The sequence below is a fragment of the Mesorhizobium sp. WSM4850 genome, assembly GCF_055811735.1.
Window position 1 is genome coordinate 26304 of record NZ_JBVVPV010000017.1, and the last position, 22448, is coordinate 48751.

24 protein-coding genes and 1 pseudogene are annotated in these 22448 nt (G+C 62.5%); 7 read left to right on the forward strand and 18 right to left on the reverse strand.

Features of this window, described 5'->3' with window-relative positions:
• The first annotated feature begins 100 nt into the window (after positions 1 to 100).
• On the forward strand, positions 101 to 232 hold the full coding sequence (locus tag AC0L2Z_RS17720) for a hypothetical protein (protein ID WP_287176100.1): 132 nt from the start codon (positions 101 to 103) through the stop codon (positions 230 to 232).
• 31 nt (positions 233 to 263) lie between these two features.
• On the opposite strand, the gene AC0L2Z_RS17725 is transcribed toward AC0L2Z_RS17720, so the two are convergent.
• The 3 genes and pseudogenes from AC0L2Z_RS17725 to AC0L2Z_RS17735 all read right to left on the reverse strand — a co-directional run bounded on the left by AC0L2Z_RS17725 (position 264) and on the right by AC0L2Z_RS17735 (position 3457).
• Positions 264 to 1712, reverse strand: a complete 1449-nt coding sequence (locus AC0L2Z_RS17725; protein ID WP_128176534.1) for an aromatic amino acid lyase — start codon at positions 1710 to 1712, stop codon at positions 264 to 266.
• A 52-nt stretch (positions 1713 to 1764) separates the two neighbouring features.
• Positions 1765 to 2345 (reverse strand): annotated as a pseudogene (locus AC0L2Z_RS17730) (GDYXXLXY domain-containing protein).
• Positions 2342 to 3457 carry a DUF2157 domain-containing protein gene (locus AC0L2Z_RS17735; protein ID WP_473628889.1) on the reverse strand — a complete coding sequence of 372 codons (1116 nt, stop codon included), beginning with the start codon at positions 3455 to 3457 and terminating at the stop codon, positions 2342 to 2344. Before AC0L2Z_RS17735 ends, AC0L2Z_RS17730 begins: the two are co-directional and overlap by 4 nt.
• Positions 3458 to 3693: 236 nt before the next feature.
• On the opposite strand from AC0L2Z_RS17735, the gene AC0L2Z_RS17740 reads away from it, so the two are divergent.
• Both AC0L2Z_RS17740 and AC0L2Z_RS17745 read left to right on the forward strand, forming a co-directional pair.
• On the forward strand, positions 3694 to 3834 hold the full coding sequence (locus tag AC0L2Z_RS17740) for a DUF1127 domain-containing protein (RefSeq protein WP_006335194.1): 141 nt from the start codon (positions 3694 to 3696) through the stop codon (positions 3832 to 3834).
• Positions 3835 to 3888: 54 nt separating this feature from the next.
• Positions 3889 to 4029 (forward strand): DUF1127 domain-containing protein, encoded by a 141-nt coding sequence (locus AC0L2Z_RS17745; RefSeq protein ID WP_023802557.1) that lies wholly within the window; start codon positions 3889 to 3891, stop codon positions 4027 to 4029.
• Between the two features lie 377 nt (positions 4030 to 4406).
• Here AC0L2Z_RS17745 and AC0L2Z_RS17750 read toward each other — a convergent pair whose 3' ends face one another.
• Positions 4407 to 5006 (reverse strand): hypothetical protein, encoded by a 600-nt coding sequence (locus AC0L2Z_RS17750; protein WP_473531096.1) that lies wholly within the window; start codon positions 5004 to 5006, stop codon positions 4407 to 4409.
• A 111-nt stretch (positions 5007 to 5117) separates the two neighbouring features.
• Here AC0L2Z_RS17750 and trmFO point away from each other — a divergent pair, with 111 nt between their 5' ends.
• The 3 genes from trmFO (at position 5118) to AC0L2Z_RS17765 (ending at position 7204) form a co-directional block, all read left to right on the forward strand.
• Positions 5118 to 6527: a methylenetetrahydrofolate--tRNA-(uracil(54)-C(5))-methyltransferase (FADH(2)-oxidizing) TrmFO gene (gene trmFO / locus AC0L2Z_RS17755; protein ID WP_473628890.1), complete on the forward strand. Its 1410-nt coding sequence runs from the start codon at positions 5118 to 5120 to the stop codon at positions 6525 to 6527.
• A 70-nt stretch (positions 6528 to 6597) separates the two neighbouring features.
• Entirely contained in the window at positions 6598 to 6888 is a 291-nt protein-coding gene (locus AC0L2Z_RS17760; protein WP_473628891.1) for a type II toxin-antitoxin system ParD family antitoxin, read from the forward strand.
• On the forward strand, positions 6872 to 7204 hold the full coding sequence (locus AC0L2Z_RS17765; RefSeq protein WP_473628892.1) for a type II toxin-antitoxin system RelE/ParE family toxin: 333 nt from the start codon (positions 6872 to 6874) through the stop codon (positions 7202 to 7204). Before AC0L2Z_RS17760 ends, AC0L2Z_RS17765 begins: the two co-directional genes overlap by 17 nt.
• A 61-nt stretch (positions 7205 to 7265) precedes the next feature.
• On the opposite strand, the gene AC0L2Z_RS17770 is transcribed toward AC0L2Z_RS17765, so the two are convergent.
• The 4 genes from AC0L2Z_RS17770 to yajC all read right to left on the reverse strand — a co-directional run bounded on the left by AC0L2Z_RS17770 (position 7266) and on the right by yajC (position 11741).
• The gene (locus AC0L2Z_RS17770) at positions 7266 to 8117 is read right to left on the reverse strand and encodes a phytoene/squalene synthase family protein (RefSeq protein ID WP_473531100.1); all 852 of its coding nucleotides are present in this window, start codon (positions 8115 to 8117) and stop codon (positions 7266 to 7268) included.
• Position 8118: 1 nt separating this feature from the next.
• On the reverse strand, positions 8119 to 8508 hold the full coding sequence (locus AC0L2Z_RS17775) for an Mth938-like domain-containing protein (protein ID WP_128176520.1): 390 nt from the start codon (positions 8506 to 8508) through the stop codon (positions 8119 to 8121).
• Positions 8509 to 8523: 15 nt separating this feature from the next.
• Positions 8524 to 11076, reverse strand: a complete 2553-nt coding sequence (gene secDF / locus AC0L2Z_RS17780; protein ID WP_473628893.1) for a protein translocase subunit SecDF — start codon at positions 11074 to 11076, stop codon at positions 8524 to 8526.
• Positions 11077 to 11402: 326 nt separating this feature from the next.
• The gene (yajC, locus tag AC0L2Z_RS17785; protein ID WP_023802565.1) at positions 11403 to 11741 is read right to left on the reverse strand and encodes a preprotein translocase subunit YajC; all 339 of its coding nucleotides are present in this window, start codon (positions 11739 to 11741) and stop codon (positions 11403 to 11405) included.
• 277 nt (positions 11742 to 12018) lie between these two features.
• Here yajC and AC0L2Z_RS17790 point away from each other — a divergent pair, with 277 nt between their 5' ends.
• Positions 12019 to 12894: an ATP-binding protein gene (locus tag AC0L2Z_RS17790; protein WP_473628894.1), complete on the forward strand. Its 876-nt coding sequence runs from the start codon at positions 12019 to 12021 to the stop codon at positions 12892 to 12894.
• A 173-nt stretch (positions 12895 to 13067) separates the two neighbouring features.
• Here the strand turns inward: AC0L2Z_RS17790 and AC0L2Z_RS17795 are convergent, their stop codons facing one another.
• The 10 genes from AC0L2Z_RS17795 to nagZ all read right to left on the reverse strand — a co-directional run bounded on the left by AC0L2Z_RS17795 (position 13068) and on the right by nagZ (position 22308).
• Positions 13068 to 14573, reverse strand: coding sequence for a peptidoglycan DD-metalloendopeptidase family protein (locus AC0L2Z_RS17795; RefSeq protein WP_473628895.1), 1506 nt, complete (start codon positions 14571 to 14573; stop codon positions 13068 to 13070).
• A gap of 198 nt (positions 14574 to 14771) precedes the next feature.
• Entirely contained in the window at positions 14772 to 15437 is a 666-nt protein-coding gene (locus tag AC0L2Z_RS17800; protein WP_473628896.1) for a protein-L-isoaspartate(D-aspartate) O-methyltransferase, read from the reverse strand.
• Entirely contained in the window at positions 15434 to 16192 is a 759-nt protein-coding gene (surE, locus tag AC0L2Z_RS17805; protein ID WP_473628897.1) for a 5'/3'-nucleotidase SurE, read from the reverse strand. Before surE ends, AC0L2Z_RS17800 begins: the two co-directional genes overlap by 4 nt.
• A complete protein-coding gene (serS, locus tag AC0L2Z_RS17810; protein WP_287176109.1) occupies positions 16192 to 17496 on the reverse strand; it encodes a serine--tRNA ligase in 1305 nt (434 codons plus the stop codon). Before serS ends, surE begins: the two co-directional genes overlap by 1 nt.
• A gap of 125 nt (positions 17497 to 17621) precedes the next feature.
• Positions 17622 to 18431 carry a twin-arginine translocase subunit TatC gene (tatC, locus tag AC0L2Z_RS17815; RefSeq protein ID WP_051407946.1) on the reverse strand — a complete coding sequence of 270 codons (810 nt, stop codon included), beginning with the start codon at positions 18429 to 18431 and terminating at the stop codon, positions 17622 to 17624.
• A 44-nt stretch (positions 18432 to 18475) separates the two neighbouring features.
• Positions 18476 to 19156, reverse strand: a complete 681-nt coding sequence (tatB, locus tag AC0L2Z_RS17820; protein ID WP_473531102.1) for a Sec-independent protein translocase protein TatB — start codon at positions 19154 to 19156, stop codon at positions 18476 to 18478.
• Between the two features lie 29 nt (positions 19157 to 19185).
• The gene (locus tag AC0L2Z_RS17825) at positions 19186 to 19407 is read right to left on the reverse strand and encodes a twin-arginine translocase TatA/TatE family subunit (RefSeq protein ID WP_023802572.1); all 222 of its coding nucleotides are present in this window, start codon (positions 19405 to 19407) and stop codon (positions 19186 to 19188) included.
• A 178-nt stretch (positions 19408 to 19585) separates the two neighbouring features.
• Positions 19586 to 20365, reverse strand: a complete 780-nt coding sequence (scpB, locus tag AC0L2Z_RS17830) for an SMC-Scp complex subunit ScpB (RefSeq protein ID WP_473531103.1) — start codon at positions 20363 to 20365, stop codon at positions 19586 to 19588.
• Complete coding sequence (locus tag AC0L2Z_RS17835) at positions 20362 to 21162, reverse strand: segregation and condensation protein A (RefSeq protein ID WP_023802574.1); 801 nt, start codon at positions 21160 to 21162, stop codon at positions 20362 to 20364. The genes scpB and AC0L2Z_RS17835 overlap by 4 nt, the downstream gene beginning before the upstream one ends.
• Before the next feature lie 126 nt (positions 21163 to 21288).
• Positions 21289 to 22308, reverse strand: a complete 1020-nt coding sequence (gene nagZ, locus AC0L2Z_RS17840) for a beta-N-acetylhexosaminidase (RefSeq protein WP_236388649.1) — start codon at positions 22306 to 22308, stop codon at positions 21289 to 21291.
• Between the last annotated feature and the right edge of the window lie 140 nt (positions 22309 to 22448).

Sequence of the window (22448 nt, forward strand, 5' to 3'; positions counted from 1 at the left end):
ATTGGCCCTTCTGAAAGCAGACCTGCTCAAGATGGCTGCCGGGAACCAGCCTCGGCGAGCCACGTTGCTAGGTCATGGACCTTCACAAAAGGATCGTGCAATGGCGAAAGACCTACCCCGCGAGGAAGAGCAACGCGGCACCGGAAAGGTCCTCATGTGGGGCGCCGCGATCATCGCTATGCTTTTTGTCGCCCTAATGGCCGTGTTCATCCTCGGGCCGTTCTGGTCGTAGCCACCATTGGCATTGCGAAACTCCAGGCCGCCTACTCCTCGAAGACCTGGCAGGTGAACCATTCGGTCAAAGTCGCAAGTTCAGGTCCCAGCACGCGATCGTCGCCGACCGGCGGCACGATGCTTCTTATATCCGCGACGAACGACTGAAGCGCCGGAGGAGCCACGCGCTCGGTGACATGCAATGCCTGCGAGGCGATCACCGCCAGCATCGCCATCGCGGCATCGAGACAGCGGCCGGAGCGTGCTTCCTTCGTCCAGGCGAGGAACACCGTCGTGGCGACATCGTCCTGTCCGGCACCGGCCGATTCCGTTCCCGGGATGAAGGTGCGCTGCGCCGAAAGTTTCGCCTGCTCCAGATAACCCGTGATCGCCATCGGCACATAGCCGACATTGCCGTGGCCGTCGCTGTCGCTCCAGTCCCGCCCTGTCAAAAGCAGATCGGGCAGGAGCGAGACCTTGCCGTTCAAAAGCTTCGAGGCGTGGCGGTCGCACAAGAGGCAGATGTCGGCCCATATCGCCGCCAGATCGTCCAGGGCGGGTGTTGCCATGGCATTGTGATAGCCGCCCGTGCTGATGCAGCGCCCGAGCGGATACCCGTCGTCAGGCGGGATGTAGACCGGATTGTCCGATACCGAAGCGAGCGACACGGTGGCCGCCCGCTCCGCCGGTGCCAGCGCGCGATGCGCGTGCCCGAGGATGCGAGGGACGATGCGGTAGCTGACCGGTGCCTGGTAATTGCGGCGCCCGGTGCCGGCGCCGGCAAGGAACTCCCTCAATCCCCTCAGGGCCGCCGCTTCGTGTTCATCGCCCCAAAGCGCATCGAGCGCCGGGTCGTAATGTTCGAGCGGCGCGCGAAACGCCTCGATCGAAAGCGCAAAGACTTTTTCGGCAAGGCGAATGCGGCGGCGAGCCGCCAAGGCCGCGTCGGCCACGAGTGCGGCAGCGCAAGGCGAACCGTTGATCAGCGAGCCTCGTTCCTTGACTTCCAGGTCGAAGCGCGTCGAAAGCTCCGCAAACAGCGGATAGAGCGCGAGGATTTCACCGGCACCGCCCTGACCGGAGGATGGCACCATGGGCATGGGTCCGCCGTCCAGCATCGCGGCGACGGCGAGCGCCATGCGCGGTGTCGTCGCGGCATTTCCCTCGAGGAAATTCGCCAGCCGGGCGAGCACGATCGCCCGTACCACGCGGTCTGGCAAAGGCTCGCCGAATGATGTTGCGGCTGCGAACGCCTTGATGCGCGCATGGCGACCCCGCTCGCTAAGTTCGAGCCGCCTGCTTGCCAGTTCTCCCATAGCGGTGGTTACGCCATAGATGACCGGAACAGGGTCGGTTTCAATGAGACGCAGGAACGACGCGCGACACTCTGCGATGCGCTGCAAGGCCTTGCCGCTGATTTGTACCGTGTCTTTTTTCCAGGCGACGCGGAAAACGGAGCTGAGATTTATGTCTTCTCGTGTCGTCAGGATAGTTGTCATGTTTGATGCTGTCCGAGCGGCCACGCTTTCCCAATTCTAATCCGGGCCAATTCTAATAAAGTGGTTCCTCGAACAGCGTCTTGTCGCCGTCCATCAGCGCCTTGATCTGCGCGGCGCCATCGGCTGCGATTGCGACGCGGACGCCGAACGGCCGCACCCGCATGTCGTTCTGGATCGCCATCCCCTCGCCTTCCGGCAGGTAGAAGCGTTCGATGCCGTAATCCGGCGCGATGGTGGTGGCTGCGCTGAGATCCCACCCCACGGCCACATGCCCGACAATATCGGCTTCGTCGGATGCTGCCGGCGCCGGCGCTTGCCCGAACCAGGCCGTGGTCGCCTCCCAATAGCCGTCGGCGCCCTGCTTCAGCCTGACGACGATCGGCGTATCGTCGCTCGTCAGCTTACCGGTCGGAATGTTGGCGATCAGCTTCACCGGCAGGCGCGAAATATCATAGCTGAGTATAATGTAGTCGCCGCGCAGCAGATCGCGCGGATCGATCGGTTCGACCCTCAGCAGCACCTGCTTGCCGTCGCGCAGGATCGCCGCCCGGCCGGCGATGATCCACATCAGGAAGCCGATCTGGACGAGTGCCAGCACCAGCGTGAAATGATCAGTTTTTTGCCGGTCATCATGCCGCTGCTCCTTCTGCGCTCGGGAGCCTCATGCGCTTCTCCACGCGGAGGATGACAAGGGCAAGCAGGCCAAGAAGCACAGCGGCTGCAAGGAAGAAGCCTGCCGTGTCGAGCATCGACTGCAGCATCACCACATAGATGATGGCGAGTTCGAAGGCGAAGCCGGCATAGGCAACCCAGCGCAAGCCCCTGCTCTCGCGGCCGCCCAGCACGATTGCCGCGACAATGCCGGCAAGCGCAATGGCCGAGGCAATGCCAAAGCCGCTGTTATTGCTTTCACTGGCCAGTTCGAACTGGATCATCGCCAGGCCGGTGAGAAACCCGATCAGCGCGTGCAAGGGCAGACGGCCGCCAAGCTGCAATATCCGGTCGACGGGCTCGGCAGCGAAGATCGCAGCCGCGAAAAGCAGCGCCGACACGACAATGAGCGGGACGGCGACCTGCAGCGTTTCGTATTCCGTAAACAACAGCACGAGATAGAAGATGACCGACAGGATGATCAGATGCCGCGCCGCCTGGCTGCGGGTCCAGAACGAAATGGCGAACAACATGATCGCCATGGCGACGAAGAGGTGCGGAAATTCCGTGCGCCTGAAATAATCGAACCCTCTCAGGAACAGCCACGCGTCGGCAATGCCGACAGAAGCGACGGTCAGCGGGTTCGAGCGCAGCGCAACTGCCGCCAAGGCGGTGCCCGCGCCCCAGGTGATCAAGGCCGACGCTTCATCGCCGGACAAATGGTACATCTGGCCGACCAGCGCGATCGATCCGCCAAATGCCGCTGCGGCGACGATCCAGAATGCCTCGCCGATTGCAGCATGGTCGCGTGTCTTCAGCACGGCGCCGCCGACATAGCCGGCGAAGATGATGGCGAAGAGCGCTGCCACCCGCGCCAGCCGCGGAATGGCTTCCCAGTTGGCGGCGACGAAGATCAGGACGGCCGCACCAAAAAGCAACGCCGCCATCATCGCCAGAATCGAGCCGAAGCTCAGTGATTTGCGCTCATTGGCCTCGACGTCGCGCGTCAGCGCGTCGGCCGTCGAGGCGTCGATCAGTCCGGCCTGCAGCCATCGTGCGATATCGGCCGTGACTCGCGACGAATAGCTCGCCATGCCTTTTCTCCTCCAGCTTGGTCGTTTCTTCAGCCGACCCGGACAAACCGTTGACGCTACGGCATTTTCCGATTCGGGCCTATCTATGTCGAAGACGAGAATTGCCGGTGATTGTGCATTGCACAATTTGCATTGCTGCCATGCACCAATAGCGCTTTTAAATCGATATGACCCGACCTACCTTCTGGGCGTACACAAAGACGGAATGATCCGAAGAAAGACGAAACGAGAATACCATGAACCTGATCCGCAACTACCGCAACTGGCGCCGCTACCGGGACACCGTTTCCGAGCTGAGCCGCCTGAGCAACCGCGAACTGACCGACCTCGGCATCAGCCGCAGCGACATCCACTACGTCGCCCGCAAGGCGGTCTAATCCTCTTCGGACCGCAAATGGTCCGAACCAGTTTGACTTGAAAAGAGAACGACAATGAACCTGATCCGCAACTATCGCAACTGGCGCGTTTATCGCTCGACGGTTACCGAGCTGGGTCGCCTTTCGAACCGCCAGCTGCATGATCTCGGCATCGTCCGCGAAGAGATCAAGAGCATCGCCCGCAAGGCGATCTAGTCAGAATTTCGCCAGGGTCGACCTCCTCCCCGACCCTGACGGATACGGTCAGCCTTCACCTCCTCCCGAGGGTTGACCACAAAAACGGCGCCCGCCGCACCTCCTCCCGCGGCGGGCGCTGTTTCCCCAGGGCGAAGCGATTTCGTCCCTAGGGCGAAACAAATTTCGTCCAAAAGGGTTTCGCCCCCTTTCATCAGGCGAAAGGAATTTCGTCAAAGCCGACCTCCTCCCCGGCGATGGCGAATACGGTCGATCTTCACCTCCTCCCGAGGATCGACCAGCAAAACGACACCCGCCGGATCCTCCCCCGGCGGGTGTTGTTGTTTTTCAGGGTCGACGCACTCTGGGAATTCGTTCTGGCGGGGAAGTCCCTGTCGTCAGTCGAGCGCACCGCTTTCCAGCACGCCCCGCTTCTTCCACTGGCTCAGCGGAAAAATGTCCGGTGCGCCACCCATCGGCGCATACCAGGAATCCACCACCCACTCGGTGCCCCTGCGGTCGCTGATCACCGCCGTCCAATGGGGATAGCGCCCGTCGACAAACAAGCCTCGCGAGGCCTTGTCCTCGACCTTGTGGAACCTGAGCAATTTTCGTTCGGCAAGATAGGCCAGCAGCGCATGTGTATTGGTCGATTCGTCGACACAATCCATCTGGCCCCTGATGCGCGATGCGCCGAATTCCGACTGCGGCAGATCGCGAATGCCGGTGGCCCGGAAAATGCGCTGCTCGAAATAGCGAACAGCCTTCGAAATGGCGGCACGCTCTGCTTGGGGCGAACCGGCGCCGGCGCGCAGGATAGAGCGGAAACGCGCGCCGTCACCGGGGCCAAGCGCCAGCATCGTGCGATAGTTGCAGCTGTAGCCGTGGCAGATGGGGATCCGCTTGGAAGCCGTCGCGGCCAGTTCGCCGGCGGCCGCTGATCCGCCCACGGCGATCACGACTGTCAGAAATGTCGCTCTGGCAACGATCCCAAGCATCCCGTCCATTCTCCTACAGTAGACGATTGCAGCGCTTGGCGGCAACAACGCGGCCGACACGGCCGGCTCGTGTAATTGCAATCGCAGCTACAAAGGATTATTTCGGCGCTCATGAACAAGAATCCCATTCACGTCATCGGCGGTGGCCTGGCCGGTTCTGAAGCCGCCTGGCAGGCGGCCGAAGCCGGCGTTCCCGTCGTGCTGCATGAAATGCGTCCCATCCGCGGCACCGATGCGCACAAGACGGATGGATTGGCCGAACTCGTCTGTTCCAATTCCTTCCGCTCCGACGATGCGCAGACCAACGCCGTCGGCCTGCTGCACGCCGAAATGCGGCTGGCCGGTTCGCTGATCATGAGCGCCGGCGACGCGCACCAGGTGCCGGCCGGCGGTGCGCTGGCTGTCGACCGCGACGGGTTTTCCGGAGCGGTGACAAAAAAGCTCGAAGCGCACCCGCTCATCACCATCCAGCGCGAGGAAGTGCCAGGCCTGCCGCCGGCGGATTGGGACCAGGCGATCATCGCCACCGGCCCGCTGACCGCACCAGGGCTCGCCCAATCGATCGCGGAAGTGACCGGGGCCGATGCGCTCGCCTTCTTCGACGCCATCGCGCCGATCGTCCATTTCGACACGATCAACATGGACATCTGCTGGTTCCAGTCGCGCTACGACAAGGTCGGACCTGGCGGCACCGGCAAGGATTACATCAACTGTCCGATGGACAAGGAGCAATATCTTGCCTTCGTGCAGGCGCTTGTCGACGGCCAAAAGACCGAATTCAAGCAATGGGAAGGCACGCCCTATTTCGACGGCTGCCTGCCGATCGAGATCATGGCCGAGCGCGGCGTCGAGACGCTGCGCCATGGGCCGATGAAGCCGATGGGGCTGACCAATGCGCACAATCCGTCGGTAAAGGCCTATGCCGTCGTGCAGCTTCGCCAGGACAATGCGCTGGGCACGCTCTACAACATGGTCGGCTTCCAGACCAAGCTGAAGCACGCCGAACAGGTGCGCGTGTTCCGCACCATCCCGGGCCTCGAAAACGCCGAGTTTGCCCGCCTCGGCGGCCTGCACCGCAACACCTATATCAATTCGCCGACGTTGCTTGACCAATCGCTTCGGTTGAAATCACGACCTGGCCTGCGCTTCGCCGGCCAGATCACCGGCTGCGAGGGCTATGTCGAAAGTGCCGCCATCGGCCTGCTTGCCGGGCGCTTTGCCGCCGCCGAGCGGTTGGGCCACGCGCCGGCGCTGCCGCCGATGACCACAGCCTTTGGCGCGCTGCTCAACCATATTACCGGCGGTCACATCGTTTCCGACGACGAGCCAGGAAAGCGCTCATTCCAGCCGATGAACATCAATTTCGGCTTGTTCCCTCCGGTGGAAGCGCCGAAAGCCGAGGGAAAACGCCTGCGCGGCAAGGACAAGACCGTCGCCAAGCGGCGTGCGGTGACATCGCGCGCGCTGGCCGCCTGCCGCGAATGGCTGGGGCTGCCTTCCCAGGCGGAAGCGGCGGAGTAGCCCGCCTGTCTGTTCTTGTCGATCGGTCGACAGGAGAGTAGGATAATATCCTACTATAGGGAGCAATTCCATGGAACCCGCAGAGAAACTGTCCGTCACTGTCACGCCCGCCATGGCGCGCATGATCCGCGAAAAGGTCGAGGATGGCACCTTTGGATCGGCGAGCGAGGTCATCCGTGCAGCCCTTCGCGCCTTCCAGCGCGAGGAGGAAGAGCATGCCGAGCGCATGGCCTCGATCAGGGCGCGCGTGAAGGCATCGATCGAGGATACAAGGCCGGTCTATTCAGGAGAAGAGGTTCGCGCTCACCTTCGGGGATTCGTCGCCCGACTTTCGAGCCGTTCTGATGATTCAACGGCTTGAAGTCGAGTATCGAGAAACCGCCAGGAATGATCTGGCAGACATTTTCAGGAGCATCGTAGAGGCTGGCGGAAGTCCGGAAGTTGCGCTGAAATTCGTCTTGCGTATCGAAGACCGCTGCCAGAGCATCGGCAATGCGCCTCGGGGTGGCCGGTCGCGCGATGACATTGCGCCGGGATTGCGAACAGTGCCGTTCGAGCACTCTGCCATCATCGCTTGCGTTGTCGATGACGATGTCGTCCGCATCGTCAACATCTTCTATGGCGGTCGCGACTATGAGGCGCTGATGCGCGATGGCGGATCGAGCGACCCATCGTGACAGACGTCTACGGCTGCCGTGATAGTTCCGGCTTTCCGGATTCCTTCATCCTTGGCAGCCTTCAGGCGTCCGGCCAGCCTCGCGTCGCGCGGCGCAACAACAGAAAATGCCGGCGCCAGGCCGAGAGCCGCGCCACCTCGTTCAGAGGTGACTGACGAGAACTTTCCATCTTGCCGAGATAGGCGCGCGACAAGGCCAGCGGCAAAAATGCTGGTCTGAGCGAATCCGGCAACGACGCTGCGCCCTGCTCGAATGCTGCAAGATGTTCTTGCGCCAACGCCATCATCGCGGCGACGGCGCGTTTTGCTCCAGGCCCGTCATCGCCCGCAACGAACTCCTCGGAAGACGATCCTGCCGCGGCCAGAATGTCGGCCGGGACAAAGCATTGCCCACGCTTGCGATGCAATGGCAGCAGCAGCAAAAGGCCGGTCATCGCTTGTGCGCAACCTGCCCTGCCCGCAAGTTCGGCGAAACGCGGCGCTTCGACGGGATCGAGCACCATCGCTGCAAGCTGGATGAGCGCCGCTGCTGTCTCGCCGCAATAGCCTTCCAGATCGGTGCGCGACGGCATGGGGTCGTCATAGAGATCGAAAATACGGGCTTCGAGCATGTTCTCGAAGGCGGGCTTCGGCAGGTGATGGGCGGAAATCGTCGCCTTCAACCCGTCGGCGACGGGATGGCCTGTGCCTACCCCGGCGTCCTCGGCGGCGATGACATCGCGCCACCATTGCAGTCGCACCTCGCCGGGCAGTGCCTCGCGGATACGGTCGCGAATGCCTGATATCTCGGCATTGAAGGCATAGAGCGAAAATAGCGCGTCACGCTTGTCCTCGGGCGCATAGAGCGCGCAAACATAGCGATCATGGTCGGCGGCGCGCACCGTTTCCATGACGATTTTGGCGTTTTCGCTCACGTCACTCGACGGCAATCAGCGCGGCGGCCACCGCACGGTTTTCCGCCAGAAGAACATTGTAGGTCCGCACGGCAGCACCAGTCGACATCGGATCGGCCGCAATGCCCGCCGTCTTCAGCGCAGCACGCAGCGCCGCCGGCAACGGCCTGAGATCCTTGCCGGCGCCGACCAGCAGGATCTCGACCTGGTCAGCCTCGTTGAGCAGCTTGGCGAAATCCGCCCCCGTCAGTGCCAGGGGATCAGCCGGCTCCCACCCATAGATGCCCGACGGCAGGCACAGGAGCGAGCCGCGATGCGACATGTCGGCGAAACGAAACCCGCCATTGCCATAGGCCTCGATCGGCGCACGGCCGGGGAAATGCGCTTCACGGATGACAATGCCTTTGGTCATCCCGTTGGCCGCCCTTCAGGTTGCTATGGCTTTGCCGCCGCTCACCGGCTTCCCCACGTCGGCCGTCGCGGTCTCCGGCCGCAGCTTGAACAGGATGAGCAATGGCGCGGCGATGAAGATCGACGAATAGGTTCCGAAGACGACGCCGAACAGCATCGCCAGCGTGAACGAGCGGATCACCTCGCCGCCGAACAGCACAAGCGCCAGCAGCGCGAGCATCGTCGTCACCGAGGTCAGCGTCGTTCGCGACAGCGTCTCGTTGATGGCGTTGTTCAACAATTGCGGCAGCGGCATCCTCTTGTATTTTCGCAAATCTTCGCGAACACGGTCATAGACGACGATCGTGTCATTGAGCGAGTAGCCGATGATGGTGAGTATCGCCGCAAGCGACGATTGGTTGAATTCGAGACCGGTGATGACGAAGAAGCCGATGGTCATGACCACATCGTGGACCGTGGCGATGATGGCGCCGACCGCGAACTGCCATTCGAAGCGGAACCAGACATAGACCAGGATTCCGAGCAGCGCGATCAGCATGGCGATGGTGCCTTGCTTGGCGAGTTCGCCGGAAACCGTCGGTCCCACCACCTCGACGCGGCGGAAATCGTAATGGTCCTGCAACTCGCCACGCACCTTGTCGATGACGGTCTGTTCGGCGTTCTCGCCGCCCTCCTGCGTGCCGACGCGGATCAAGACGTCGTTCGGGTCGCCGAACTGCTGCACCTGCACTTCGCCGATGTTGAGTTCCGAAAGCCTGCCGCGGATGTCGGCAATATCGGCGGTGCCATCCTTGGCCTGGACCTCGATCAGCGACCCTCCCTTGAAGTCGATGCCGTAATTGATGTCGACGGTCATGAACAGCACGACCGCCAGGATCGACAGCACGCTGGACAGCGCGAATGTCCAGCGGCGGATGCCCATGAACGGAATTCGCGTGCCCGGCGGGACGAAGGTCACCGGCGCGCGCGGCAATTCCTTCGGGCGGGCGCGGCGAAGCCAGATCGACACCAGCAGGCGGGTGAAGGTGAAGGCGGTGAAGACGGTGGTCAGAATGCCGATGGCGAAGGTTACGGCAAAGCCCTTCACCGGGCCGGTCCCGAGCCAGAACAGCACCACGGTCGCGATCAGCGAGGTGACGTTCGAATCGACGATGGTCGCCAGCGCTTTGGAAAAGCCCGTGTCGATCGCCTGGATTACCGAGCGGCCGTTTCGTCGCTCCTCGCGGATGCGCTCGTAGATGAGAACGTTTGAATCGACCGCCATGCCGATGGTCAGCACGATACCGGCGATGCCGGGCAATGTCAGTGTCGCGCCAAGCAATGACAACAACCCGATGATCATCGCGACATGCACCGCCAGCGCGATGTTGGCAATAAACCCGAGAAAGCCATAGGCCACGAACATGAACACGACGACGAGGATGGAGCCGATCACGCCGGCGACCTTGCCGGCGTGAATGGAATCCTCGCCAAGCCCTGGGCCTACCGTGCGCTCTTCGATCACCGTCAGCGTCGCCGGCAGCGCGCCGGCACGCAACAGCACGGCGAGATCGTTGGCGCTCTCGGCGGTGAAATTGCCTGAGATCTGGCCGCTGCCGCCAAGGATCGGTTCGCGGATCTGCGGCGCCGAAATCACCTGATTGTCGAGGATGATGGCAAACAGCTTGCCGACATTCTGCGAGGTGGCCTGGCCGAAACGCGCCGCCCCTTTGGAATCGAAGGTGAACGAAACCACCGGCTCATTGGTCTGGGAATTGTACGTCGCCTGCGCATCGACGAGATTCTCGCCAGAAACGATGACGCGGTTCTCGATCAGATAGGGAACCGGCGGATCATCCTGCGAATACAACACCGAGGATCCGGCCGGTGGACGACCGTTGAGCGCGTCCTGCACCGGCATCGACTGGTCGACCATCTGGAAGGTCAGCTTGGCGGTCTGGCCTAGAATGTCCTTCAGCCGTTGCGGATCCTGCAGGCCCGGCACCTGCACCAGAATGCGGTCGTCGCCTTGGCGTTGCACGATCGGCTCGGTGGTGCCGAGTTCGTTGACGCGGCGCTCGACGACTTCGAGCGACTGCGCCAGCGCCGTCGACGTGCGATATTTGATGCCGGCATCGGTGAAGGCGAATTTGAGCAGACCGGACTCGGTATCATCCAGCGACATTTCCTGGACGGAGCCGCCGCTGAACAGGCCGGCGGCCACCGGATCGGTCAATGTCTTCAGCGCCGTCTTGGCGGCTTCGACCTGACCAGGATCGGTGATGCGGACCTGAACGGCCCGGCCTGATCCGGCAAGGCCGGTATAACCGATCTTGGCATCGCGCAGCCGCGTCCTGATTTCGTCGCGCGTCGTCTCCAGCCGATCCTTGATCAGATCGTTCGGATCCATCCTGAGCAGGATATGCGAGCCGCCCTGCAGATCGAGGCCGAGCGTCATCTGGCGCTTCGGAACCCAGTCGGGAAGCTTGGCGAGCGTGCTTGCCGAAAAAAGATTGGGCGCAGCCAGGATCACTGTGGCGGCCACGGCCAGCCAGATCAGGATCATCTTGAAGCGCGAAAAATAGAGCATATGGCGTCGTCCGTCACGGCATTCGGGCGGATCGTTCCGCCTGGAATTGGGTTATTTCTAGGCGCTCTGGTTCGCCACTGGCTCGCCGTGGTCCGCACAAAGGTTGATGTCGAGCACAAGGCAGTTCACTTTGATGCTGCCATCGGGCTTTCTTCAACTATTGTCAATCTTGCCGGCATGGGACCAGCGCGCAATGGCATCACGAGATCGTTGGCGCCCCGTGATACCGGCGGCCAGCCAGATCAGGTTCGTCCTGAAGCGCGAAAATTCAGCAAATGGCGTTTGTCGGTCTGGGTGTATCCGCAGATCGTTCGCCGACAATCGGTTTATTTCTTGGCGTTCTGGTTCGCCACTGGCTCGCCCTTGACGCGCACATCGGCAATCGTCGAGCGCAGCGCCGTTACCTTGGTGCCACCGCCGAGATCGATCTCGAGCTCGTTGTCATCGATGACCTTGGTCACCTTGCCGACGAAACCGCCGCCAGTGACGACCGTATCGCCGCGGCGCACCGCCGCCAGCATCTCGCCGCGCTTCTTCAACTGCGTGCGCTGCGGCCGGATGATCAGAAAATACATGATCACGAAAATCAGGACAAACGGCAAAATGCTGATGAACATATCCGGGGAGGTGCCGACGCCTTGGGCATATGCCGGTGTCACGAACATCGAAGTACTCCTGAATTTTGAAAAACAGCCGCCAAACGGGTAATTTGGCGGCCCCGTGAAATTTGGCCGGAATATAGTCGGTAAAGTTGCCAATGCAACTGCGGCCGAGCATTTCAGCTGCTTTTCCGGCTGGTTGAGCCGTGTTAGAGCATGGTCCCGAATGATGGAGCGCGGTTCTCGAAAAAGATCGTGCCCTAACAAAAGGTTGGAGCCGGTTCCGAAACCGCCGGAATCAATAGGTTCCGTTGCTTCGTGAATGCAAAAACAAAAGACAAGAATGACCGACAGCACCATCGAAGCCCTGAACAGGAAGCTCGACCGCCTGATCGAGGCGGTCGCCCGCCTCGCCCCGCCTCCGGTGCCGGAAACCGATCTCGGCGGGGCCGACTGCTTCGTCTGGCAGGCTGATCCCGGCTATCTGGAGCCGGTGCGCAAGGTCAACCGCGTCGACATCGGTTTGATCCGCGGCGTCGACCGCGTCCGCGACATACTGGTCGACAACACCGAGCGTTTCGCGTCCGGTTACGCAGCCAACAACGTGCTGTTGTGGGGCGCACGCGGCATGGGAAAATCCTCGCTGGTCAAGGCCGTGCACGCGGCGGTCAACGCATCAGCAAAGCTGGACCTGCCACTCAAGCTCATCGAGATCCACCGCGAGGACATCGACACGCTGCCGAAGCTGATGGCGCTGCTGAAGGCAGCGCCTTACCGTTTTATCCTGTTTTGCGACGACATCTCATTCGACCACGACGACACGTCCTACAAGTCGCTGAAGGCGGCGCTCGAAGGCGGAGTCGAGGGCCGCCCGGCCAATGTGATCTTCTACGCCACGTCGAACCGGCGCCACCTTTTGCCGCGCGACATGATCGACAATGAGCGCTCGACCGCCATCAACCCGTCGGAAGCGGTCGAGGAAAAAGTCTCGCTCTCCGACCGTTTCGGCCTCTGGCTCGGCTTCCACAAATGCTCGCAGGACGAGTATCTCGACATGATCGACGGATATGTCCGCCATCACCGACTTGCCATCGATCCCGAGACGCTGCGCGCCGAGGCGCTGGAATGGGCGACGACGCGCGGCAGCCGTTCGGGCCGCGTCGCCTGGCAGTACACCCAGGATCTGGCAGGCCGGCTCGGCAAGTCGCTCCAGGATTAGACCATGATCCCGAACCGTGGAGCCCGGTTTTTGACAAGATCATGGTCCGGAAAAGCCCCTGAAAAAGCCCGCCCCTTGCGGAGCGGGCTGAGCCGGCGGGCCGGACTGGAGGTCAGGCGGCTCGCAATCGCTTTTCTTGTTCTATTCAAGATAGGTCGAAGGATCGACTTTCTTTATTCAAGATAGGTCGAAGGATCGACCGGCGCCGAATTCTTGCGCACTTCGAAATGCAGTTTCGGCGAGTCGGTGGTGCCGCTCATGCCGGACTGCGCGATTTCCTGGCCGCGCTTGACCTTCTGGCCGCGCTGGACCTCGATCGAACGGGCGTGGCCATAGACTGTGACCAACCCGTTCTCGTGGCGCACCAGCACCGTATTGCCGAACTCCTTGAGGCCATCGCCGGCATAGATGACGACGCCGTTCTCGGCCGCCTTGACTGGCGTTCCTTCCGGCACGGCGATGTCGACACCGTCCTTGCCGCCGCCGAAACTGGAGATCACGCGGCCGCGCACCGGCCAGCGCATCTTGCCGATACCGGTGGCGTTCGGCGCGACCGCGTCGTCGTCCTCGGCCTGCTGGATGACCTTTTCCTTCTTCGGCGGCGTGTAGGCGGCGAGCGTTTCCGACGGCGTCGTCTTCGCCGCAGGCGGGGTGGTGGCAGTTGTTACCGGATCGACCTTTGCCGGCTTGGCGTTGGCAACTGTCGCGGTTCCGCCGGCCGGCACCTTCAATGTCTGGCCGATCTTGAGCAGACCGTCCTGCATGCCGTTCGCCTGCTTCAACGCAACCACGCCGACGCCGGTCTTCCTGGCGATGGCCGACAGCGTATCACCCTGCTGGACGGTGTAGGAGCCACCGGCACCAGCCGCCTTGGGTGCACCGTCCTTCGGCTGGCTTGCCGCGGCCGATGCATCCACCTGCGCGGCGGACTTGCCCTCCTTGAGCTTGGGCTGCTGCGGGAGCACGGCGACCATCTCCGGTGCCTTGGCCGGCACATCGTGCTTGGTGTCGTTCGCAGGCTTGGCGTCGGCAAGCTTCGGCGCCGGTTTCTTGCCCGAATAGGCATAGGCCGGGATGACGATCTTCTGGCCGGTCTTCAGCCCGTTGGTCGCGCTTAGCCCATTGACCTTCATCAGGGCGTCGGCGGGCACGCCGTAGCGCCGCGACAGGCCGGAAATGGTCTCGCCGTCCTTGACGATGATCTCGGTGGCACGCGGCTCGCCGCCCGCAGTCGCCATGCGCGGAGCATCGGGCTGTGACTCTTTGAACGGCTTTGCCACGGTTCCGGTCGCAGTCCGGTCGACCCGGGGAGCGGCTGGCGCCGAAGCGGTGCGAGCCGGACTGGCGGCGGGCGCCGACGCGGTAGCCGGCTGCGCCTGGTCGACCGGCGGCAATTGTTGCGTCGTGACCGGTTCGAGGCTTGAACGGCTTACCGACTGGGTGTGGCTGCCGTCGGGCGGCGCGGCCGAAACCGCGGCGGCATCGCCGGGATAGGGCTGGGCGGCGTCCTGCTTGTCGATGATGGCGCGCTGGTTGTTTGTCGACGACGTGAAGACATCGTCGACGCTGTTGAACCGCGAGACCTGGGAACTGCATCCCGCCGTAGTGCCCGCAACCATCAGGACGGCGATACCCCGCGCCAGGTTGCGTCCGTTTGCCTTCAAAATACTGAATTGCATCGCATTTACCCGCAGATACCCGGTACAGACTGACCGTGATTAAAGCGCGTTAATGTTACCGGCCGGTTAAACCTCTAGAATCAGACGCAAATTTTCTTAAAATATTTAAAGCTGCTTGGACGGGCGTGGTCCAGCTCAGGTAAGCCGGAGACGGACCAGACAGGTAAGTTGCGGGCAACACCTGAATATCGACGGATCCTAGATGACGGCGGCTACGCTGCGCAGGATCGGCTGCAGGCGTACCAGACCGATGTCCTCGCGTTCGAAGCGGCTGCCGACCTTGGTCAGTTTGGCCAGCACCTGCTCGCCCTCCTCGGGTCCGATCGGGGCGATGACGATGCCGCCGCTCGACAGTTGATCGAGCAGGAAGCGCGGCAGGCTGTCGAAGGCCGCCCATGCGACGATACGGTCGAACGGCGCTTCATTGGCCAGTCCGTTGGAGCCGTCCGCCTGGCGCACGATGACATTGCCGATGCCGAGCGCCTCGAAGCGCTGTTTGGCCTGGTCGACCAGCGTCTTGTAGCGATCGATGGTGACGACGCGCGCGGCGAGCCGCGACATCACCGCCGCCGTGTAGCCCGACCCGGTGCCGATCTCGAGCACCCGGTTGCCGGGCTCGATGGCAAGTGCTGCGATCACCGCGGCTTGCAGATCGGCGCCCTCGATCGCCTCGCCGCATTCGATCGGCAGCATGCGGTCCGACCAGGCGATCGGATGGAACTGTGCGGAAAGGAAGCCGCGCCGCGGCGTCGCCTCAAAGGCGGCGATCAGCGCCTTCGGCACCACGCCCTTGCCACGCAGGCGGAGCAGGAAAGCGGCGAAGCCTTCGCGGTCATCGCCCGTCGGACCATGGTTCAGGTTCATGCGAGCGCCTTGGTCAGTTGATCACGGATCTCATGCGCTGTGAGATCGAGCTGCAGCGGCGTCACCGACACCAGCCGGTTGCGCATGGCATGGAGATCAGTGCCTTGCTTGCCCTCGACCGGCTCGCGGCCGAAGCGCAGCCAATAATAAGGAAGCCCGCGGCCGTCGCGGCGCTCGTCGAGCCACAGGCTGTGGACGAGCTTGCCTTGCGAGGTGACCACCGTGCCGGCGATCTCTTCGGGAAGGCAATTCGGAAAATTGACGTTGAGCAGCACGCCATCCGGCAGCGGCATGGCGACCAGTTTTTTGAGCAGCGCCGGCGCCAGCGCCTCGGTGGTCTCGTAAGGGACAAGGCGATCCTCGCCGACATAGGAATAAGCCTGGCTGAGCGCGATCGAGCGCACGCCGAGCAATGCGCCTTCCATGGCGCCGGCAACGGTGCCCGAATAGGTGACGTCGTCGGCGATGTTGGCGCCGGAATTGACCCCGGACAGGATCAGGTCTGGTGCTGCGGGCAGGATTTTTTTTACGCCCATGATGACGCAGTCGGTCGGCGTGCCGCGCACGGCAAAGTGCTTTTCGCCGATCTTTCTCAGGCGCAGCGGCTCCGAGATCGACAGCGAATGCGCATAGCCGGACTGATCCTGCTCCGGCGCCACCACCCAGACATCGTCCGACAGCGTGCGGGAGATGCGTTCGAGCGATGCAAGGCCCTCGGCATGGATGCCGTCATCATTGGTCAGGAGGATACGCATTATCTCGATTCGATCTTTTCCAGACCGCCCATGTAAGGCCGAAGCGCTTCAGGAATGGTTACGCTGCCATCCTCATTCTGGTAGTTTTCGATGACGGCAATAAGGGCGCGGCCGACGGCAGTGCCGGAACCGTTCAGCGTGTGGACGAAGCGGTTGCCCTTGCCGTCCTTGTCCTTGTAGCGGGCATCCATGCGCCGCGCCTGGAAATCGCCACAGACCGAGCAGGACGAAATCTCGCGATAGGCGTTCTGGCCCGGCAGCCAGACCTCGATGTCATAGGTCTTGCGCGCGCCAAAGCCCATGTCGCCGGTGCACAGTGTCACGGTGCGGAATGGCAGGCTGAGCCGCTTCAGCACTTCCTCAGCGCATTCGGTCATCCGCTCGTGCTCGGCAAGCGAGGTGTCCTGGTCGGTGATCGACACCAGTTCGACCTTGTAGAACTGGTGCTGGCGCAGCATGCCACGCGTGTCACGCCCGGCCGAGCCCGCTTCCGAGCGGAAGCACGAGGTCAGCGCGGTATAGCGCAGCGGCAGTCTTTCATGCGGCGTGATGTCTTCGCGCACGAGATTGGTCAGCGGCACTTCGGCGGTGGGAATGAGGCCAAGCCTGCCGTCCCCACGCGGCGCGAAGAACAGATCCTCCTCGAACTTCGGCAGTTGCCCGGTGCCGAAAAGCGCTTCGTCGCGCACCATCAGCGGCGGCTGGACCTCCTCGTAGCCATGCTCGGTCGTATGCAGGTCCAGCATGAACTGGCCGAGCGCGCGTTCCATCCGTGCCAGTCCGCCCTTGAGCACCGTGAACCGCGAACCGGACAGTTTCGCCGCCCGCTCAAAATCCATCATGCCGAGCGCTTCGCCGATCTCGAAATGCTCCTTCACCCAGTTCGGGCGGGCCGGCACCTTGCCGACGGTGCGCTTGACGACGTTGTCGTGCTCGTCCTTGCCGACCGGCACGTCGTCGAGCGGCACGTTGGGCAGCACCGCCAATGCGTCGTTCAGCGCCTTGTCGAGCTCGCGTTCGCGCGCCTCGCCGTTCTGGATGAAGGCCTTGATCTCGCCGACCTCGGCCTTGAGTCTTTCGGCAAGGGCGGCGTCGCCCGAGCGCATGGCGTTGCCGATTTCTCTCGAGGCGGCGTTGCGGCGCTCCTGCCTGGTCTGCAACTCGGTCAGATGTTCGCGCCGCGCCTCGTCCCTGGCGATCAGATCATCGACCGTGGACTGCGCCTCCGCAGCCGGCCACGAGCGCTTCTGGAGCGCCTCGACAAGGGCCTTCGGATGGTCGCGAATCCATTTGATGTCAAGCATGGTCTGTTCGTCCTCAAGTAGGCTAGAGGGGGCGTAAACCGCATCCTTGACCGATGCAAGATGTGAAGATCGAGTTCCCTCGCGCCCCGCGCTGTCCCGCAAACCTGAAGATTACGGCGATGCCGCTAGGTCGACGACGCGTCCGCCGGCTTTTCGGCCGCCGCTTCCGCAGCCTCCCGTTTCTCGCGCGCCAGACGTTCCCGTTCCTTGCTGCGCTCGATCAGCCGGGCCGACCAGATCGAGACCTCGTAGAGAAGGATCGTGGGAACGGCCAGGCCGATCTGGCTTATCGGGTCGGGCGGCGTCAGAATAGCCGCGACGACGAAGGCGATGACGATTGCCCATTTGCGCTTTTCGACCAGCGCCTCGGACGACAGCATGCCCACCCGCGTCATCAGGCTGGTCACCACCGGCAACTGGAACACCAGACCGAAGGAGAAGATCAGCGTCATGATCAGGCTGAGATATTCCGACACTTTCGGCAGCAGCGAAATCTGCACCTGGTCGTCGGTGCCGGCCTGCTGCATGGCGAGGAAGAACCACATCACCATCGGCGTGAAGAAGAAATAGACCAGCGACGCGCCCATCAGGAACAGGATCGGCGAAGCGATCAGGAACGGCAGGAAGGCGTTGCGTTCATTCTTGTAGAGGCCGGGCGCGATGAATTTGTAGATCTGGGTGGCGATCAGCGGAAAGGCGATCACCATGCCGCCGAACATCGCCAGCTTGACCTGGGTGAAGAAGAATTCCTGCGGCGCCGTGTAGATCAGCTCGACCTTGTGCGGGTCGAGCCCTGCCCATTGCGTCGCCCATTTGAACGGGATGACCAGCAGGTTGAACAACTGCTTGGCGAAGAAGAAGCAGAACAGGAAGGCGACGAAGAACCCGCCGATCGACCACATCAGCCGCCGGCGCAACTCGATCAGATGCTCCATCAGCGGAGCCGCCGACTTGTCGATCTCGTCCTTTTCCGAAATGCTCACTTGGCGGCTCCCGCCGTCTTTTTGGCGGCTGCGGCCGGCTTCTTCACCGTTGCCGGTGCGGGCTTCGGCTCGGCCTTTTTAGCCGCGGTCTTTGTCACAGCAGGTTTTGCCGCTGGCTTCGCTGCGGCCTTGGAGGCCGGCATCGCTTTCGCTGGCGCGGCACCCGTCTTCGCCGCCGAGGCGTTTGGCGATGCGGCCGGCGCCGCCGTCGCGACAGGCGGTGTCACCGAACCATCGGTCATCGCCGGAAAGGTCGGCGCCGCCGGCGCCGCTTCCGGGGCATCGACGCCCGGCAGCACCGTCGCGCCATTGTTCAGCTCGGTATCCTGCGGCGTCGAAGCAGCCGGCGCGACCGGGTCTGCGGCCGGCTTCGGCTTCATCACCGCGTCGACGCCTGAACGGACGTCGGCCGCCGCCTGCTCGAACGGGTTGAGCTGTTTCCTGATCTCGGCGGCCGGGTTGAGGCTTCTGAGTGAATCGACCGACTTCTTGACGTCGTCAAGCTCGGCCTCCTTCAGCGCATCGTTGAACTGTTTCTGGAAGTCGGCGGCCATGCCGCGCATCTTCGCCGTCGTGCGGCCAAAAGTGCGCAGCATCTTGGGCAAATCCTTGGGCCCGACGACCACGATCATGACGATCGCGATCACCAGCATCTCGGTCCAGCCGATGTCGAACATGGCGATACGTTCCGACTAAAGTTTTGGGCTCAGCTCTTGCTGGCCTTTTCCTTCGCTGCCGAAACGGTTTCGTCGGCACGGTGCTCGACGGTGCGCTTGTCCTCGGCAACCTCGTCGTCGGCGATGCCCTTCTTGAAGCTCTTGATACCCTTGGCCATGTCACCCATCAGCTCGGGAATCTTGCCGCGACCGAACACCAGCAGCACGATCACCAGCACGATCAGCCAATGCCAAATCGAAAATGAACCCATAACAATCTCTCTCGAAAGTTTTCTCTGACGATGATCTATGCGCTTTCGCGCCGGGATTCAAACACAACCGCGACAGAGTTTATAAATGAGTGGCCGAAGTCACGCAGTTTCGGCGCCTCAGCCCGCTACCTATCGGCGCAGCCGCTAAATACCATCGCTTTCGGCACGTCGTTTGCGGTCAATCTTCCTCGACGCGCGGCGTCAACAGGCCGAGTTCCTCAAGGTCGATGTCGGTCAGCGGATCCTCGTCATCGGTCAGCACGTCCGGGTCGGCCGGCGGCATCGGAATGGAAAAATTCGACGGCATGCGGCCCGAAAGCAGCCCGGCACCCTTCAATTCCTCCATGCCGGGAAGATCGCGGATCTCCTCCAACGCGAAATGGTCGAGGAAGATGTCGGTGGTGCCGTAGGTGACGGGACGGCCGGGCGTGCGGCGCCGGCCGCGCATCTTCACCCATTCGGTCTCCATCAGCGTGTCCAAGGTGCCCTTCGAGGTCTCGACGCCTCTGATATCCTCGATCTCGGCGCGCGTCACCGGCTGGTGGTAGGCGATGATCGCCAGCACTTCGAGCGCCGCACGGGACAGCTTCTTCTGCTGCACCGTGTCGCGGCTCATCAGGAAAGCGAGATCGCCGGCGGTGCGGAACGCCCAGGCATCGCCGACGCGCACCAGATTGACGCCGCGCCGCGCATAAATCTGCTGCAGCTCAGCCATCGCCGCGGCAATATTGATGCCGTCGGGCAGGCGCCCGGCAAGCTGCCTTTCGCTGACCGGTTCGGCGCTGGCGAAAACGATCGCCTCGGCCATGCGCACGGCCTCTGCCATATGCAGCCGCTCGCCGGGATTCTGGGACAAGTTCTGGGCCTGACTTTCTGCCGGCATCTCGGCGAGCACGCCGTCTTCGGTCTCGTCGTCGACCTTGAACGGAATGACCGAAGCGTTGGTGCGCTCGCTCATGATGCCACCTCAACTGCCCTGATGCCTTGCGCACGACCGCGCAGATAGAGCGGCGCGAACACGTCGTCCTGCCGCATTTCCATTTTGCCTTCGCGCACCAGTTCCAGCGTCGCCGCAAACGAACTGGCAATCGCGGTGCGCCGCTCGTCCGGGTCGGTCAGATATTCGACCAGGAAACGGTCCAGCGCCGTCCAGTCGGCAAGCGTGCCGATCAGCCTGTTCAGGATGTCGCGCGCATCCTTGAGCGACCACACGCCGCGCCTGGCGATCGTCACATTGGTGATCGCCTGCTTCTGGCGTTGCGCCGCATAGGCGGTCAGCAGATCGTAGAGCGAGGCCGAATAGGCGTTGCGTTTCTCGACGATGACCATTTCCGGCATGCCGCGGGCGAACACGTCGCGTCCGAGCCGGTTGCGGTTGACCAGACGCGCCGCCGCGTCGCGCATCGCTTCCAGCCGCTTCAACCGGAATTGCAGCACCGCCGCCAGTTCCTCGCCGCTTTCACCGTCGTCGCCGGGTTGCTTGGGGATCAAGAGCTTCGACTTGAGAAACGCCAGCCACGCCGCCATCACCAGATAGTCGGCGGCAAGCTCCAGCCTGAGCGCCCTCACCTTTTCGACGAAGGCCAGATATTGCTCGGCAAGCGCCAGGATCGAGATGCGCGACAAATCGACCTTCTGGTTGCGGGCAAGATGCAGCAGAAGATCGAGCGGGCCCTCGAAACCGTCGACATCGACGACCAGCGCGGGATCGCCGGTCAGCCGCGAATCGTCGTTCTCGGCCCAAAGACGGTCCATCGGTGCGGCCTTGCCGGCCTTGCTGTCCAACGTTTCCGCCACTTCCTGTCGCGTCCTTTGCTTTTATCTTCTTGTTTGACCGTGATCGGTTCCGAAAAACCGGCTCACCCTTTTCGGCATCATGATCTAGGCCACCGCATCGAAATAGGTGGCGAATTCGGCGCGTATCTCGGCTTCATCAGCCCGATCGCGGTTCTTGATATAGGTCAGCGCCCGTTGCGCGCGTTGCAGCGACGTGCCTTCAAGCCCCGTTGTGCGCGACGCAATGCCGACCATCTCCTCGAAAACGCCGTTGCAGTGAAGGACCAGATCGCAGCCCGCCGCAAGGATCGCCGCCGCCTTTGTCGGGAAATCCCCAGAAAGTGCCTTCATCGACGTGTCGTCGCTCATCAGCAGCCCGTCGAAACCGATTTCGCCGCGGATGATCTCGTCGATGACCTTGCCGGAGGTGGTGGCCGGGTTCTTCGGGTCGATCGCGCTGTAGACGACATGCGCCGTCATCGCCATCGGCAAATGATTGAGCTCCCTGAACGGGGCGAAATCATGCCGCTGCAAGTCGCTCATCGAGGCATCGACGGTCGGCAGTTCGAAATGCGTGTCGGCAAAGGCCCGTCCATGCCCGGGAATATGCTTCATCACCGGCAGCACGCCTCCCGACATCAGGCCCTCCGCCGCGGCGCGGCCCAGTTCGATGACGGCACGAGGCTCCTTGCCATAGGCGCGCGCGCCGATGACGTCGCTGGCGCCCTCGATCGGCACGTCGAGCACCGGCAGGCAATCAGCCGTGATGCCGTAGCGCAGCAGGTCGAAAGCATGCAGCCGCGCCATCAGCCATGCTGCGCGGTTGCCGGCATCATGGTCGTTGCGCCACAAGGCGCCGAGCGCGCCACCGGCCGGATAATTCGGTGCCAGCGGCGGCCGCAGGCGCTGCACACGGCCGCCTTCCTGGTCGATGAACACCGGGGCGTCCGGGCGCTCGACACAATCGCGCATCGCGGCGACCAGATCGCGGATCTGCTCGGCCTCGCCGATGTTGCGGGCAAACAGGATGAATCCCCACGGGCATTCGCTGCGATAGAAACTGATTTCGTCGCGTGTGAGTGATTTCCCGGCGCAGCCAAGGATCATGGATTTTGATTCGGTCATGGGCGGGAGTTTAGAGCTTCACGCAGACAAAGGGAATCGCATCGAGCCACATCGCTCGAGCCGGAATCCTTCCACACGAGGAACTCCTTCCACCATAGAAAAACGGCGCGGTCTGTGACCGCGCCGGTTCTTTCGGCCCA

What these genes read in the sequence shown, in the direction of transcription:
- AC0L2Z_RS17760 (WP_473628891.1), top strand. Translation starts at nt 6,598, where the DNA reads ATGGAACCCGCAGAGAAACTGTCCGTCACTGTCACGCCCGCCATGGCG.
- AC0L2Z_RS17775 (WP_128176520.1), bottom strand. Translation starts at nt 8,508, where the DNA reads ATGACCAAAGGCATTGTCATCCGTGAAGCGCATTTCCCCGGCCGTGCG.
- secDF (WP_473628893.1), bottom strand. Translation starts at nt 11,076, where the DNA reads ATGCTCTATTTTTCGCGCTTCAAGATGATCCTGATCTGGCTGGCCGTG.
- AC0L2Z_RS17720 (WP_287176100.1), top strand. Translation starts at nt 101, where the DNA reads ATGGCGAAAGACCTACCCCGCGAGGAAGAGCAACGCGGCACCGGAAAG.
- AC0L2Z_RS17795 (WP_473628895.1), bottom strand. Translation starts at nt 14,573, where the DNA reads ATGCAATTCAGTATTTTGAAGGCAAACGGACGCAACCTGGCGCGGGGT.
- AC0L2Z_RS17765 (WP_473628892.1), top strand. Translation starts at nt 6,872, where the DNA reads ATGATTCAACGGCTTGAAGTCGAGTATCGAGAAACCGCCAGGAATGAT.
- tatB (WP_473531102.1), bottom strand. Translation starts at nt 19,156, where the DNA reads ATGTTCGACATCGGCTGGACCGAGATGCTGGTGATCGCGATCGTCATG.
- scpB (WP_473531103.1), bottom strand. Translation starts at nt 20,365, where the DNA reads ATGAGCGAGCGCACCAACGCTTCGGTCATTCCGTTCAAGGTCGACGAC.
- AC0L2Z_RS17745 (WP_023802557.1), top strand. Translation starts at nt 3,889, where the DNA reads ATGAACCTGATCCGCAACTATCGCAACTGGCGCGTTTATCGCTCGACG.
- AC0L2Z_RS17835 (WP_023802574.1), bottom strand. Translation starts at nt 21,162, where the DNA reads ATGGACCGTCTTTGGGCCGAGAACGACGATTCGCGGCTGACCGGCGAT.
- AC0L2Z_RS17740 (WP_006335194.1), top strand. Translation starts at nt 3,694, where the DNA reads ATGAACCTGATCCGCAACTACCGCAACTGGCGCCGCTACCGGGACACC.
- serS (WP_287176109.1), bottom strand. Translation starts at nt 17,496, where the DNA reads ATGCTTGACATCAAATGGATTCGCGACCATCCGAAGGCCCTTGTCGAG.
- surE (WP_473628897.1), bottom strand. Translation starts at nt 16,192, where the DNA reads ATGCGTATCCTCCTGACCAATGATGACGGCATCCATGCCGAGGGCCTT.
- trmFO (WP_473628890.1), top strand. Translation starts at nt 5,118, where the DNA reads ATGAACAAGAATCCCATTCACGTCATCGGCGGTGGCCTGGCCGGTTCT.
- AC0L2Z_RS17735 (WP_473628889.1), bottom strand. Translation starts at nt 3,457, where the DNA reads ATGGCGAGCTATTCGTCGCGAGTCACGGCCGATATCGCACGATGGCTG.
- AC0L2Z_RS17800 (WP_473628896.1), bottom strand. Translation starts at nt 15,437, where the DNA reads ATGAACCTGAACCATGGTCCGACGGGCGATGACCGCGAAGGCTTCGCC.
- yajC (WP_023802565.1), bottom strand. Translation starts at nt 11,741, where the DNA reads ATGTTCGTGACACCGGCATATGCCCAAGGCGTCGGCACCTCCCCGGAT.
- AC0L2Z_RS17825 (WP_023802572.1), bottom strand. Translation starts at nt 19,407, where the DNA reads ATGGGTTCATTTTCGATTTGGCATTGGCTGATCGTGCTGGTGATCGTG.
- AC0L2Z_RS17790 (WP_473628894.1), top strand. Translation starts at nt 12,019, where the DNA reads ATGACCGACAGCACCATCGAAGCCCTGAACAGGAAGCTCGACCGCCTG.
- AC0L2Z_RS17750 (WP_473531096.1), bottom strand. Translation starts at nt 5,006, where the DNA reads ATGCTTGGGATCGTTGCCAGAGCGACATTTCTGACAGTCGTGATCGCC.
- AC0L2Z_RS17725 (WP_128176534.1), bottom strand. Translation starts at nt 1,712, where the DNA reads ATGACAACTATCCTGACGACACGAGAAGACATAAATCTCAGCTCCGTT.
- nagZ (WP_236388649.1), bottom strand. Translation starts at nt 22,308, where the DNA reads ATGACCGAATCAAAATCCATGATCCTTGGCTGCGCCGGGAAATCACTC.
- tatC (WP_051407946.1), bottom strand. Translation starts at nt 18,431, where the DNA reads ATGGAGCATCTGATCGAGTTGCGCCGGCGGCTGATGTGGTCGATCGGC.